Below are 13,715 nucleotides of genomic sequence, written 5' to 3'. Positions count from 1 at the left end.
TGCATCCGCACGTCACGTGGCGGCTGGAAGATCCGGCAGAGTCACCAGGTGAAAGTGCACGGTCAGGAAGAACAGCACGAACACGACGGCCGAGACCCAGGTCGTGGTGATGAACTTACGCTTCAGGTTCGGGTTCAGCGGCGCGCCAGGATCCACGCCTGGCGGCGGCGTGACGCCGGCCTCGTGAAAGCTTTGCGAGCCCAGCGGCAGCACGGCGAACAGCACCGTCCACCAGATGGTCAGGTAGATGGCGAACCAGGTAATCGGGCTCATCAGTGAGCGTCCTTGGGCGTTTCCATGAGCTCGACCAGCAGGCCGCCCATGTCCTTGGGGTGAACGAAGATGATCATCGTGCCGTGGGCGCCGATGCGGGGCTCGCCCAGCACGGTCGCGCCTTTGGCCACCAGGTCATCGCGGGCTTCGTAGATGTTCTCGACCTCGAAGCAGATGTGGTGCTGGCCACCCTTGGGGTTCTTGGCCAGGAAGCCGTGGATCGGCGAGCTCTCGCCATAGGGCTCGATCAGCTCGATCTGGCTGTTGGGCAGGTTGACGAAGCAAACCCAGACCCCCTGCTCGGGCATCGCCCACTTCTCGGTGACCGAGGTGGCGCCCAAGAGGTCGCGGTACATCTTGACCGAGTCGTCGATCGACGGCGTGGCGACGCCGACGTGGTTGAGCTTGCCGATCATTCCAGGGAACTCCCGCTGCGCTTTTCTGGTCTTTGCCGATTGGCCTAGCACCAGGTCCGCGGCGCGGAAAGATAGGGCGACCACGGCGTTTCCGTGGCCGCCCTGCCTTCACTAGATGCGCAGGACCGTCGTCTCGACGACCGGCTTGCGCTCCCAGATACGGAACGCGGCCTTCTTCACGGCGCGGGAGATGGCGCTCTCGATGGTCTCGTCGATCTCGCGAGCGTCGCCATCCAGCTTCTTGTAGGCGCCCTCGGCTTCCTCGGCGAGGTCGTCCAGGGCGTCGTCCAGGCTGTATTCCTCGTCGCCGGTCAGGCCGATGCCGCGCACCTGCGGACCCGAAACGATCTTGTTGCGGCCGTCCAGCACGATCGACACGGCCAGGATGCCGTTGAACGCCGCGTGCCGGCGCTCGCGCAGGGCGTCGCCGTTCTCGGGCGTGACCACGCCGCCATCCACGTACAGACGACCGGCCGGCACCTCGTCGATGATGCCGGGCTGACCGGGGGCCAGCAGCACCATGTCGCCGTTGCGCGGGCTGACCGCGTGCGGGACCTGCAGGTCCTTGGCGAAGGCGGCGTGCTCGATCAGGTGGCGGCGCTCGCCGTGGGTCGGCACGGCAATGTGCGGGCGAACCCACGCGTACATCTGGCGCAGCTCTTCACGGCACGGGTGGCCCGAGACGTGGATGCCGGGCGTGTCGCGCTCGGTGTGCAGGCGCACGCCACGATCGGCCAGCTTGTTCTGCAGGTTGCGGATCGGGATCTCGTTGCCCGGGATCACCCGCGAGCTGAAGATCACGTGGTCGCCCTGCCCCAGCTTCACATGCGGATGGCTGCCGTCGGCGATGCGCGACAGGGCCGCGCGGGCCTCGCCTTGGCTGCCGGTGCACAGGAAGAGGATCTCGTCCTCGCCCATGTGCTTGGCCTGGTCGTCAGTGATGAAGGGCTCCAGGCCCTGCAGCAGTCCGACCGAACGCGCAGCTGCGGCCATGCGGTGCATCGAGCGGCCGGCCAGGCAAACCTTTCGGCCGCTGGCCTGGGCCGCGCGGATCACGGTGTCCATGCGCGCCACGTTCGAGGCGAAGCAGGCCACGGCGATCTTGCCCGACAGGCTCTGGATCAGGTTGCCCAGCGCCACGCGGACGTCGGCTTCCGAGCCGGCTTCGCCTTCGACGAAGACGTTGGTGCTGTCGCAGACCATGGCCAGCACGCCCTCGTCGCCCAGGCGGCGGATGGCGGCTTCGTCGGTCGGGGCGCCCAGCTGGGGCTCGGGGTCGATCTTCCAGTCGCCGGTGTGCAGGATCGTACCCAGCGGCGTCTTGATCGCCAGGCCGTTCGGCTCGGGGATCGAGTGCGTCAGGGTGATCAGCTCCAGGTCGAACGGACCCAGCGAGAACTTACCGCCCAGCGGTACTTCGGTGATCGACACCTCGTCCAGCAGGTCGGCGTCGCGCAGCTTCTCGCGCAGCAGGAAAGCGGTGAATGGCGTGGCGTAGACCGGCGCTTTCAAGCGCGGCCACAGCCAGTGCACCGCGCCCAGGTGGTCTTCGTGCGCGTGGGTCAGGACGATGCCGACGATGTCGTCAGCATAGGGCTCGATATAGGTCGGGTCCGGCAGAATGATCTCGACGCCAGGCGTCGTCTGGTCGCCGAAGGTCACGCCCAGGTCAACGACGATCCACTTGCGATCGTGCGCCGGGCCAAAGCCATACAGATTGAAGTTCATGCCGATCTCGTTCGACCCGCCCAGCGGCAGGAAGACGAGCTCGTCGCTCTTGGATTTTTTCATCAGGTCTCGGAAACGGTGTTTCGACGATAGATTTCGAGAAGACCCCGTATCGTCAGGTCGGAGTCGAAGTGGTCGATGCTATCGGTGGCGCCCTCGAACAACGAGGCCACGCCGCCGGTGGCGATGACGGTCATGGGCTCGCCGCGCTCGGCCTTGATGCGCGAGACGAGACCCTCGATCAGAGAGATATACCCCCAGAACACGCCGGACTGCATCGCTGAGACGGTGTCCGTCCCCACGATCCTGTTACCGGCCGGCTTCTGGATGGCGATGCGGGGCAGCTTGGCCGCCGCTTCGTGCAGGGCCTGCATCGAAAGATTGATGCCGGGCGAGATGATGCCGCCCTCGAAGGCGCCGTCGGCCGCTACGATGTCGAAGGTGGTGGCCGTGCCGCTGTCGATGACGATCAGCGGCCCCTTATAGACCATCCCCGCCCCGATCGCGTTGACCAGGCGGTCGGCGCCGGCTTCGGACGGTTTCTGGATACGCACGTCGATGCCCAGCTTGGCGTTCTCGCCGATGACCAGCGGCTCGACGTTGAAGTAACGGCGGCTGAGATTGCGCAGGTTGAAGATCGACTGCGGCACGACGCTGGAGATGATCACCGCGTCGATGGCCCGGAAACCCAGGCCCTGCATCGAGAGCAGCTGCGATAGCCACACCACATACTCGTCGGCGGTGCGGGTGCTCTCGGTCGCCGAACGCCACTGGGCCACCCACGACGAGCCGTCGTGAATGGCGAACATGGTGTTGGTGTTGCCCTGTTCAATGGCCAGCAGCATCAGGCGGCTCCAAAGAAGACGTCACCGGCGGTGATCCGGCGGATCCGGCCGTCGTCCAGACGCAAGCGCAGAGCGCCGTCCCCGTCCAGGCCCTCGGCGATGCCCTCAACCGTTTCGGTGCCCAGACGGGCGACACAGGGCTCACCCAGGCCGTGGGCGCGGGCCGTCCAGGCGTCGGCGATGGCGGGGAAGCCCAGGGCGCCCCAGGTGCGGAACCAACGCTCGAACGCGCCGGCCAGGGCCTCGATGGCCTCGGTCGGATGCGGCGGCGGGATCTCGCGATAGGTGGCGATCGAGGTGGCGGGACGCTCGGCGTCGATCGGCTTGCGGGCCAGGTTCACGCCGATGCCGGCGGCGATCCACAGACCGCCCTGCGGCGAGGTTCCGGACTCGATCAGGATGCCGCTGACCTTCAGGCCGCCCAGCAGCGGGTCGTTCGGCCACTTCAGGCTGACCAGCGAGGCCGGCACGTACTGGCCCAGCATGTCGGCGACGGCCAGGGCGGCGACGAACGAGACCTGGGCGGCTTCGGCCGGCGGCTTGTCAGTGCGGAAGAGCAGCGTGGCGGCGAGGTTGCCTTCGCCCGTTTCCCAGGCCCGGCCGCGACGGCCGCGGCCCGAGGTCTGGCGGAGGCCGACCAGCCACACAGGGCCGGCCTCGCCCGCCTCGGCCCGGCGACGGGCTTCGGCGTTGGTAGAGTCGATCTCGTCCAGAACGACGACGGGCGGGACGCCCGTCACGTCAGGCGTGACCAAAGGCGGCCGCGGCGGCCTTGGCGGCGGGATCCAGCCAAACCAGAGCCACAAGCACGATCGGGAACGAGAAGAACGCGGCCGCGTAGCCGACGGCGCGAGCCGAAGGCGACGGGGCGTCGACCGAACCGGCCGGCGCGTCGAACCACATCGATTTGATCAGGCGCAGATAATAGAACGCCGCGACGACCGAACCGACCAGGCCCAGAACGGCGGCCCATTGCAGCATCACGTCGCCCGTGCCCAGAGCGGCCTTGAAGACATAGTACTTCGACCAGAAGCCCGAGAACGGCGGCAGGCCCAGGGCCGACAGCGAAAACGCGGTCATGGCCAGGGCGATGCCCGGACGTTCCTTGATCAGGCCGGCCATGTCTTCGATCGTCTCCATCGGACGGCCATCGCGGTTCAGCGCCTGCAGGCAGGCGAAGAAGCCGGTGACGTCGACCATGTAGAGCACCATGAAGACCAGCATCGAGTGCAGGCCCACTTCACCGCCGGCGGCGACACCCAGCAGGGCGTAGCCGACATTGGCGATCGACGAATAGGCCCACAGGCGCTTGAGGTTGGTCTGGGCCAGGCCCGCGAAGGCGCCGACGAAGACCGACAGCAGCGCGGCGATCACCAGGATCTGGCGCCATTGGTCGACCGAGCCCGGGAAGGCGTCGCCCAGCACGCGGGCGAACATCATCATGGCGGCCAGCTTCGGCGCGGCGGCGAAGAAGCCGACGACCGGGGTCGGAGCGCCTTCATAGACGTCCGGGGTCCACATGTGGAACGGCGCGGCCGAGACCTTGAACGCCAGGCCGCAGATCAGGAACACCAGGCCAAACAGCAGGCCCACGCCGTGCGAACCGCCGTGAGCGGCGGCCAGAGCGATCTGGCTGAAGTGGGTCGAACCGGTGAAGCCGTAGATCAGCGAGCTGCCGTACAGCAGCAGGCCCGACGACAGCGCGCCCAGCACGAAATACTTCAGGCCCGCTTCCGACGACTTGGCGTCGTCGCGGCGCATGGCGGCCAGGACGTACAGGGCCAGCGATTGCAGCTCGACGCCGACATACAGGCTGATCAGGTCGCCGGCCGAAGCGGTGACGCCCATGCCCAGAGCGGCCAGGACGACCAGGACGGCGTATTCGAACTTCTGGTCGCCGCGCTGGGCCAGCCAGCGGTCGCCCAGCACCACGGCGATGGCGCTCGAGAGGTAGATGGCCACCTTGGCGTAGGTCGCCGCGGCGTCGGCCGCGTAGACGCCGCCGAAGGCGTGACCGTGCGGACCCAGCACCGCCGTGGCGGCGGCCGCGACCAGCGAGGCGACGGCGGCCAGGGTGAAGATGGCCCCGACCTTGCCCCGGAAGGCGCCGGCGACCAGCAGAACCAGCGCCGCGATCGCCAGGACGATCTCAGGCAGGACGAGTGAGAAGTTGGCGGAAAACGTCATTGGCTCCTCACCCACCCACGGCGGCGCGCCAGGCGCCGACGAGCGCGTCGACAGACGTCGCGGTCAGGTTGAACACGAGATTGGGATAGACGCCCAGGATCAGGGTCATCGCGATCAGCGGCACGAACAGCAGGATCTCGCGAGCGTCCAGATCGGTGATGGTCTTGAGCTCGGGATTGGTGATCTCGCCGAACATGACCCGGCGGTACAGGGTCAGGGCGTACATGGCCGACAGGATCACGCCGGTGGCCGACACGATCGCCGTCCAGGTCGAGGCCTTATAGACGCCGGTCATGGTCAGGATTTCACCGACGAAGCCCGAGGTGCCCGGCAGGCCGACATTGCCCATCGTGAACAGCAGGAACACGAAGGCGTAGTGCGGCATGCGGTTGGTCAGGCCGCCGTAGAAGGCGATCTCGCGGGTGTGCATGCGGTCGTAGACGACGCCGACGCAGAGGAAGAGCGCGCCGGAGATCACCCCGTGGCTCAGCATCTGGAACAGAGCGCCCTGCTCGCCCGCCGCGTTGCCCGAGAAGATGCCCATGGTCACGAAGCCCATGTGGGCGACCGACGAATAGGCGATCAGCTTCTTGATGTCGGTCTGACGGAAGGCGACCAGCGAGGTGTAGACGATGGCGATGGCCGACATCGCGAACACCAGCGGCTGGAACAGCTCCGAAGCGTTCGGGAACATCGGCAGGCTGAAACGCATGAAGCCGTAGCCGCCCATCTTCAGCAGAATGCCCGCCAGGATGACCGAACCGGCCGTCGGGGCTTCGACGTGGGCGTCGGGCAGCCAGGTGTGCACCGGCCACATCGGCATCTTCACCGCGAACGAGGCGAAGAAGGCCAGCCACAGCCAGGTCTGGAGCCACGGCGCGAACTTGAACGTCATCAGCACCGGGATCGACGAGGTGCCCGAGATGCTGATCATCGCCAGGATAGCGGCCAGCATCAGCACCGAGCCGAGCAGCGTGTAGAGGAAGAACTTGTAGGCCGCGTACACTCGGCGCTTGCCGCCCCAGATGCCGATGATCAGGAACATCGGGACCAGGCCGAACTCGAAGAACAGGTAGAAGAGGATCAGGTCCAGCGCGCAGAACACGCCGATCACCAGGGTCTCCAGGACCAGGAAGGCGATCAGGTATTCGACGACGCGCTTCTCGACCGACTTCCAGCTGGCCACGATACAGATCGGCAGCAGGAACGCGGTGAGCAGGACGAACAGCACCGAGATGCCATCGACGCCCATGCGGTAATGGATGCCCGCGAACCAGGCGAAGTCTTCCACGAACTGGAAGCCCGGGTTCTTCGGGTCGAACTGGACGGTCAGGAGGATCGACAGGCCGAACGTGACCAGCGTGGTCACGAGCGCGATCCACTTGGCCAGGGTGTCGGTCTTTTCGCTCGCACCATTGAAGGCGCGCGCGGCGAGGATCACCGCGACGCCGACGATCGGCGCGAAGGTCGTAAGGCTGAGAAGGCCGCTCATTAGCTCCGTCCCCCTCAACGGAAGGCGTACAGGGCGAAGGTCAGCAGGCCGGCGACGCCGAGCAGCATGACAAACGCGTAGTGGTACAGATAGCCGGTCTGCAGCTTGCCGGTGCGCTTGCCGACCTCATACGAGAGGTTGGAGACGCCATCCGGGCCCAGGCCGTCGATGATCTTCTGGTCGCCGCCCTTCCAGAACAGGTCGCCGAGGAACTTGGCGAAGCGCACGAACGTGGCCGCGTAGAGCTCGTCGAAGAACCACTTGTTGTAGAAGAAGACGTACAGCGGACCCTTGCGCTCGGCCATTTTCAGGCCCAGGCGCTCGTCGCCCTTCAGCAGGTAGACATAGGCCGCGACGATCAGGCCGATCAGCGAAGCGATCAGCGGGCTCCACTTCACCCACTCTGCCACTTCGTGCGCTTGGTGCAGCACGTGGTTGCTGTGGGCGGTGTAGATGGCGCCGCGCCAGAACTCTTCCTGGTGGTGACCGACGAAGTAGTCAACGAACACGAAGCCAGCGGCGACCGCGCCGATCGACAGCACGACCAGCGGGAACAGCATCACCCACGGGCTCTCGTGCGGCTTGTGGTCGTGGCCATGGCCATGGCCGTGACCGTGGTCGTCGTGCGCGTGGTCATCGGCCAGCGGCTCGTCGTGCGTCTCGTGCGCGGCGCCGTGATGGGCGTCATGCGCGTGATCGTCGTGAGCGTGGTGGTCGTCATGACCCCAGCGCGCCTTGCCGTTGAAGGTGAAGAAGGCCAGGCGCCACGAGTAGAACGAGGTCAGGCCAGCCACCAGCACGCCGATCACCCACGCGAACATGGCGATCGAATTGTGGCCACCGGCGGCGAAGGCCGCTTCGATGATGGTGTCCTTCGAGTAGAAGCCGGCGAAGCCCAGGTGCAGCGGCGGGAAGCCCAGGCCCGTGATGGCGATCGTGCCGATCGTCATGGCCAGGAAGGTCACCGGCAGCAGCTTGGCCAGGTTGCCGTACTTCCGCATGTCCTGCTCGTGGTGCATGCCGTGGATCACCGAACCGGCGCCCAGGAACAGCAGAGCCTTGAAGAAGGCGTGCGTGAACAGGTGGAACATGGCCGCCTGATAGGCGCCGACGCCCGCCGCGAAGAACATGTAGCCCAGCTGCGAACAGGTCGAGTAGGCGATCACACGCTTGATGTCGTTCTGGGTCAGGCCGACCGTGGCGGCGAACAGGGCCGTCACCGCGCCGATCACCGTGACGATGTTCTTGGCGACGGGCGCGTATTCGAACATCGGCGACAGCAGGCACAGCATATAGACGCCGGCGGTGACCATGGTGGCCGCGTGGATCAGGGCCGACACCGGGGTCGGGCCTTCCATGGCGTCCGGCAGCCAGGTGTGCAGGAAGAACTGCGCCGACTTGCCCATCGCGCCGATGAACAGCAGGAAGCAGGCGATATCCATCAGCGGCCAGGCGTGACCGGCGAATTCCCAGGTCTTGCCGGCGTGGCTGGCGATCATCGGGAACAGCTCGGCGAACTGGATCGTGCCGAACGCCCAGTAGGTCGTCATGATGCCCAGGGCGAAGCCGAAGTCGCCGACGCGGTTGACCACGAACGCCTTGATGGCGGCGGCGCTGGCCGAGGGCTTCTTGAACCAGAAGCCGATCAGCAGGTACGAGGCCAGGCCCACGCCTTCCCAGCCGAAGAACAGCTGCATGAAGTCGGCGGCGGTGACCAGCGACAGCATGGCGAAGGTGAACAGCGACAGGTACGCGAAGAAGCGCGGCTTGCTGTCGTCCTCGGCCATGTAGCCCCAGGAATAGATGTGCACGAGGGCCGAGACCGTCGTGACCACGATCAGCATGGTCGCCGACAGGGCGTCGATACGGATCGACCAGTTGGCCTGGAAGTCGCCGATGTGGATGAACGGCAGCAGGTTGACCGTGAAGGCCTCCATGTGCCCCCAGGTCCACTGGCTGAACGTGTACCAGCTAAGGCCGCAAGCCAGGATCAGCGCGCCGGTGGTGACCGACTGCGAAGCCACGTTGCCGATGCGGCGGCCGAACAGGCCGGCGATGGCCGCGGCGATGATCGGCGCGAAAACGAGAATGGTGACAAGCGTCTGCATGACGTCGCTTAGCCCTTCATCATGCTGGCGTCGTCAACCGCGATGTCGCCGCGGTTTCGGAAGAAGGTCACAAGGATGGCCAGACCCACGGCCGCCTCGGCGGCGGCGACGGTCAGCACGAACATGGCGAAGATCTGCCCAGCCACGTCGTGCAGGAAGGCCGAGAACGCCACGAGGTTGATGTTCACCGCCAGCAGGATCAGCTCGATCGACATCAGGATGACGATGATGTTCTTGCGGTTCACGAAGATGCCGAAGACGCCGATCGTGAACAGGATCGCGGCGACGACGAGATAGTGCGGCAGGCCGATCATTCGGAGATCCCCTCACCCGGCTTGATCTGAACCAGCTCCATGCCGGTCTTGGGCGTGCGGGCCACCTGCTTGCCGATGTCCTGGCGCTTGACGCCCGGCTTGTGGCGCAGGGTCAGGACGATGGCGCCGATCATGGCGACCAGCAGCACCAGGCCCGCCAGTTGGAAGAAGAAGACGTAATCGGTGTAGAGCACGCGACCGATCGCTTCGGTGTTGGGGACGCCGCCCGGCGAGGCGTTCGGCAGCGGGTTCTTCGAGGCCGCGCCGTTGGTGGCCACCGTGGCGGCGACGAACACCATCTCCAGCGTCAGGATGCCCCCGACCAGACCGCCGATTGGCAGGTACTGGGCGAAGCCCTGACGGAGCTCGGCGAAGTCGACGTCCAGCATCATGACGACGAACAGGAACAGCACCGCGACCGCGCCCACATAGACGACGATCAGCAGCATCGCCAGGAACTCGGCGCCCAACAGGACGAAGAGGCCGGCGGCCGAGAAGAAGGCGGTGATCAGGAAGAGCACCGAGTGCACGGGATTGCGCGCCGACACGACGAGAAGACCCGCCGCGATGGTCACGAATGCCAGCAAATAGAAAGCGATCGCCTGCAAGGGCATCGGCCCAGGGCTCCCCTGATAACTTAAGTCCAATGACGCTGCGCCGGACGACGCACCGCCTGTTTCGGATTCGCCCGACCGTTTAGCGGTACGGCGCGTCCAACTCCAGATTCTTCGCGATCAGGCGTTCCCAACGGTCGCCGTTATCGAGAAGGCGTTCCTTGTCGTAGTAGAGTTCTTCGCGGGTCTCGGTCGCGAACTCGATGTTCGGACCTTCCACGATGGCGTCCACCGGGCAGGCCTCCTGGCACAGACCGCAGTAGATGCACTTGACCATGTCGATGTCGTAGCGGGTCGTGCGGCGGCTGCCGTCCTCGCGCGGTTCGGCTTCGATGGTGATCGCCTGCGCGGGGCAGATGGCCTCGCACAGCTTGCACGCGATGCAGCGCTCCTCGCCCGACGGATAGCGACGCAGGGCGTGCTCACCGCGGAAGCGAGGCGACTGCGGGCCGCGCTCGTTCGGATAGATCACGGTCTTCTTCGGCGCGACCAGGTACTTCATGGCCAGGCCAAAGGCGCCGGCGAAGTCCAGAAGGGCCGCGCCCTTGGCCGCTTGAGTGATGCGCTGGAACACCAGAGCTCTCCTAACACTTTTCCTTGGGGAAAGGACGGACGTCCCTGCCCTGCTCTTTCTGCTGCCGCCGCATCGTCTGCTCGATGACGCATTTGTTGGTCTTGGCCTCGCGATCACGTCGCGCCTCGACCTGCTCATCGTGCGTCCGCTGCGGCGGTCGCTGAATACCGCGTCCCCAGGTCGAACAGCCGGCCAGCAGGCCCACCGCTACGATCCCGAGAACAACCCGCCTCATTTCCCAGCCTTGGGAATGACGCAGGTGTAGTTCGACAGCTGGGCGGGGTCTCCCCCGTCCTGCTTGGCCCGGATGGTCCCGCCGGACGCCTTGCACTTGTCGCCTTCGCGGCGGAGGTCGTCATAGCTGACCACCCCGTCGCCCAGCGAATAGGACCGGTCCACCGCCGCGACGCCAGCACAGGCGCTCAGGGCAAGGCCGACCAGGCCCAGAGCAAGGATCGCGGCGCGGCGCATCAGGCCGCCGGACCGAACACGCGCCACGCGGCGACCGCGGCCACCAGCACCAGCGAGGTCGGCAGGAACACCTTCCAACCCAGGCGCATCAGCTGGTCGTAGCGGTAGCGAGGCACGATGGCCTTGGCCATGGCGAACATGAAGAACCAGAAGACGATCTTGGCGTAAAACACCAAGGCCAACAGGAAGTTGACCAGGAACGGCGGCCAGCCGGCCGTGAAGGTGATCGGGAAGCCCGGGTTCCAGCCGCCGAAGAACAGCACGCTGATCATGGCGCACATCAGGACGATGTTCGAATACTCGGCCACCATGAACAGCAGGTACGGGGTCGAGCTGTACTCGACCTGGTAACCGGCCACGAGCTCGGATTCGGCTTCCGGAAGGTCGAAGGGCGGACGGTTCGTCTCGGCCAGGGCCGAGATGTAGAACATGCCCATGGCCACGACCATGACCGGCAGGATGACGAGGTTCTTGAGACCGCCGCCGCCGAAGACGTTCCAGTTCCAGATCCAGCCCGACTGCTTCTCGACGATGGTCGACAGGTTCATCGAGCCGGCCAGCAGGATCACCGTGATGATGATCAGGCCGATCGAGACTTCGTACGACACCATCTGAGCGGCCGAACGCAGCGCGCCCAGGAACGGATACTTCGAGTTCGAAGCCCAGCCGCCCATGATGATGCCGTAGACGCCCAGCGAGCTCATCGCCAGCAGGTACAGGATGCCGACATTGAGGTTCGACACGACCCAGCCCGGGGCGAACGGCACGACGGCCCAGCCCACGAAGCCCAGGATCAGGCTGATCAGCGGGGCCAGCAGGAAGATCGCCTTATCGGCGCCGGCCGGAATGACGATTTCCTTCAGCACGAACTTGAAGAAGTCGGCGAAGGACTGCAGCAGGCCGAAGGGACCAACGACGTTGGGACCTTTGCGCATCTGGACGCCGGCCCAGATCTTGCGGTCGGCGAGCAGCAGGAAGGCCAGGCTCAGCAGAACCCAGATCACGACCAGCAGGATGCCGCCCGTCGTGAGACCAAACCAGAGAAGCGGATTCGTCGGGCCCACGGTCTACTCCGCCGCGATCTTGGCGGCGCCGGAAGCCACGGCCGCACATTCGGCCATGGTCACGCTGGCGCGCGCGATGGGGTTGGTCAGGTGGAAAGCCTTGATCGGGCTTTCGAACGGCGCGTCCGAAGCCTCGCCGTCAGCGCCCAGGGCGCCGACATCGAACGACGTGGCGACGGAACCCGGTGCGTAGTCGATCTGGCCGAAGGTCGGATGGTCGGCGAACAGCTTGGCGCGCAGCTGGTCCAGGCTGTCGTAAGGCAGCTTGTGACCCAGCACTTCGGACAGAGCCCGCAGGATCGACCAGTCTTCCTTGGCCTCGCCCTTCGGGAACACCGCGCGGCGGCCCATCTGGACGCGGCCTTCGGTGTTCACATAGAGGCCGTTCTTCTCGGTATAGGCCGCGCCCGGCAGGATCACGTCGGCCTTGTGCGCGCCGGCGTCGCCGTGCGTGCCGAGATAGATCTTGAAAGCGCTCGAAGCCGAGGCCTCGCACTCGTCGGCGCCCAGCAGGAACAGGACGTCAACGGCGCCCGGCTTCAGCATGTCGGCGGCCGACAGGCCACCCTCGGTCGGGACGAAGCCCATGTCGAGGCCGGCTACGCGCGCGGCGGCGGTGTGCAGGACGTTCCAGCCGTTCCAGCCCTCGCGCACGACCTTGACGGTCTTGGCGAGGCCGGCGGCGGCCTTGAGGATCGCCGCGCCATCGGCGCGCGACAGAGCGCCCTGGCCGATGATGATCGCGGGACGCTCGGCGGCCTTCAGGGCGGCGACGAAGTCGTTCTTGGCCTTGGCCAGGCCCGACAGCGTCTTGGCGCCGGCGCCGAGGTAGTCGTAGTCGAACGTCAGATCGGCCTGCTCGCCAATGACGCCGAAGCGGGTCTTGCCGGCGATCCACTGCTTGCGGAAGCGAGCGTTCAGGACCGGGGCCTCGAGGCGCGGATTGGCGCCGACGAACAGGACCACGTCGGCATTCTCGATGCCGGCCAGGGTCGAGTTGAACAGCCAGCTCTCGCGCGGGCCAGCGCCCAGGGCCGAACCGTCCTGGCGGCTGTCCAGGTTCTTCACGCCCAGGGCGGTGAAGAGGTCCTTGGTCGCCTTCAGGCTTTCAGCGTCCTGCAGGTCGCCGGCGATGACGCCGATGCGGTCCGGCGAAGTCGCCTTGATCTTGGGCGAGACGGCGGCGAAGGCTTCGGCCCAGGTGGCCGGCTTCAGGCTGCCGTTCACGCGGACATACGGACGGTCCAGACGCTGACGGCCCAGGCCGTCGACGGCGTAGCGCGTCTTGTCCGAGATCCACTCTTCGTTGACGTCCTCGTTGATGCGCGGCAGCACGCGCAGCACGGCCGAGCCGCGGGCGTCGACGCGGATCGACGATCCCAGGGCGTCCATGACGTCGACGCTCTCGGTCTTCTTCAGTTCCCACGGACGGGCTTCGAAGGCGTAGGGCTTGGAGGTCAGGGCGCCGACCGGGCACAGGTCGATGACGTTGGCGCTGAGCTCCGACGTCACCGCCGCGCCCAGATAGGTCGTGATTTCAACGTCTTCGCCGCGCGAGATCAGGCCGATTTCCGGCGAGCCGGCGACTTCGGTGATGAAGCGGACGCAACGGGTGCACTGGATGCAGCG

Annotated in this window: 15 protein-coding genes; all 15 read right to left on the bottom strand. The window is 66.1% G+C overall.

Going from position 1 to position 13,715, the window contains the following annotated elements:
* Positions 1 to 12: 12 nt before the first annotated feature.
* Positions 13 to 273 carry a DUF1467 family protein gene (locus J7528_RS20160; RefSeq protein ID WP_291878154.1) on the bottom strand — a complete coding sequence of 87 codons (261 nt, stop codon included), beginning with the start codon at positions 271 to 273 and terminating at the stop codon, positions 13 to 15.
* On the bottom strand, positions 273 to 689 hold the full coding sequence (gene mce, locus J7528_RS20155; RefSeq protein ID WP_099577617.1) for a methylmalonyl-CoA epimerase: 417 nt from the start codon (positions 687 to 689) through the stop codon (positions 273 to 275). The genes J7528_RS20160 and mce overlap by 1 nt, the downstream gene beginning before the upstream one ends.
* 111 nt (positions 690 to 800) lie before the next feature.
* A complete protein-coding gene (locus J7528_RS20150) occupies positions 801 to 2,480 on the bottom strand; it encodes a ribonuclease J (protein ID WP_291878144.1) in 1,680 nt (559 codons plus the stop codon).
* The gene (locus J7528_RS20145) at positions 2,480 to 3,265 is read right to left on the bottom strand and encodes a type III pantothenate kinase (protein ID WP_291878380.1); all 786 of its coding nucleotides are present in this window, start codon (positions 3,263 to 3,265) and stop codon (positions 2,480 to 2,482) included. The genes J7528_RS20150 and J7528_RS20145 overlap by 1 nt, the downstream gene beginning before the upstream one ends.
* Positions 3,262 to 4,017, bottom strand: coding sequence for a biotin--[acetyl-CoA-carboxylase] ligase (locus J7528_RS20140; protein WP_291878141.1), 756 nt, complete (start codon positions 4,015 to 4,017; stop codon positions 3,262 to 3,264). Before J7528_RS20140 ends, J7528_RS20145 begins: the two co-directional genes overlap by 4 nt.
* A complete protein-coding gene (nuoN, locus tag J7528_RS20135; RefSeq protein WP_291878139.1) occupies positions 4,004 to 5,464 on the bottom strand; it encodes an NADH-quinone oxidoreductase subunit NuoN in 1,461 nt (486 codons plus the stop codon). The genes J7528_RS20140 and nuoN overlap by 14 nt, the downstream gene beginning before the upstream one ends.
* Positions 5,457 to 6,959, bottom strand: coding sequence for an NADH-quinone oxidoreductase subunit M (locus tag J7528_RS20130; protein ID WP_291878136.1), 1,503 nt, complete (start codon positions 6,957 to 6,959; stop codon positions 5,457 to 5,459). Before J7528_RS20130 ends, nuoN begins: the two co-directional genes overlap by 8 nt.
* Positions 6,956 to 9,049 (bottom strand): NADH-quinone oxidoreductase subunit L, encoded by a 2,094-nt coding sequence (gene nuoL, locus J7528_RS20125; protein ID WP_291878133.1) that lies wholly within the window; start codon positions 9,047 to 9,049, stop codon positions 6,956 to 6,958. The genes J7528_RS20130 and nuoL overlap by 4 nt, the downstream gene beginning before the upstream one ends.
* 8 nt (positions 9,050 to 9,057) lie before the next feature.
* Positions 9,058 to 9,363, bottom strand: a complete 306-nt coding sequence (gene nuoK, locus J7528_RS20120) for an NADH-quinone oxidoreductase subunit NuoK (RefSeq protein WP_172271469.1) — start codon at positions 9,361 to 9,363, stop codon at positions 9,058 to 9,060.
* On the bottom strand, positions 9,360 to 9,977 hold the full coding sequence (locus J7528_RS20115) for an NADH-quinone oxidoreductase subunit J (RefSeq protein WP_291878130.1): 618 nt from the start codon (positions 9,975 to 9,977) through the stop codon (positions 9,360 to 9,362). Before J7528_RS20115 ends, nuoK begins: the two co-directional genes overlap by 4 nt.
* Positions 9,978 to 10,059: 82 nt before the next feature.
* Positions 10,060 to 10,551 (bottom strand): NADH-quinone oxidoreductase subunit NuoI, encoded by a 492-nt coding sequence (nuoI, locus tag J7528_RS20110; RefSeq protein WP_184719347.1) that lies wholly within the window; start codon positions 10,549 to 10,551, stop codon positions 10,060 to 10,062.
* 10 nt (positions 10,552 to 10,561) lie between these two features.
* The gene (locus tag J7528_RS20105; protein WP_291878124.1) at positions 10,562 to 10,756 is read right to left on the bottom strand and encodes a hypothetical protein; all 195 of its coding nucleotides are present in this window, start codon (positions 10,754 to 10,756) and stop codon (positions 10,562 to 10,564) included.
* Between the two features lie 26 nt (positions 10,757 to 10,782).
* Positions 10,783 to 11,022, bottom strand: coding sequence for a hypothetical protein (locus J7528_RS20100; protein ID WP_291878123.1), 240 nt, complete (start codon positions 11,020 to 11,022; stop codon positions 10,783 to 10,785).
* Positions 11,022 to 12,086, bottom strand: coding sequence for an NADH-quinone oxidoreductase subunit NuoH (gene nuoH / locus J7528_RS20095; protein WP_291878120.1), 1,065 nt, complete (start codon positions 12,084 to 12,086; stop codon positions 11,022 to 11,024). Before nuoH ends, J7528_RS20100 begins: the two co-directional genes overlap by 1 nt.
* 3 nt (positions 12,087 to 12,089) lie before the next feature.
* Positions 12,090 to 13,715 (bottom strand): NADH-quinone oxidoreductase subunit NuoG (gene nuoG / locus J7528_RS20090; RefSeq protein ID WP_291878117.1); only part of this gene is annotated, 1,626 nt, incomplete at its 5' end.

This window comes from Caulobacter sp., from assembly GCF_017744445.1.
Lineage (GTDB): Bacteria > Pseudomonadota > Alphaproteobacteria > Caulobacterales > Caulobacteraceae > Caulobacter.
This window is presented reverse-complemented; position numbering and strand designations above follow the sequence as displayed.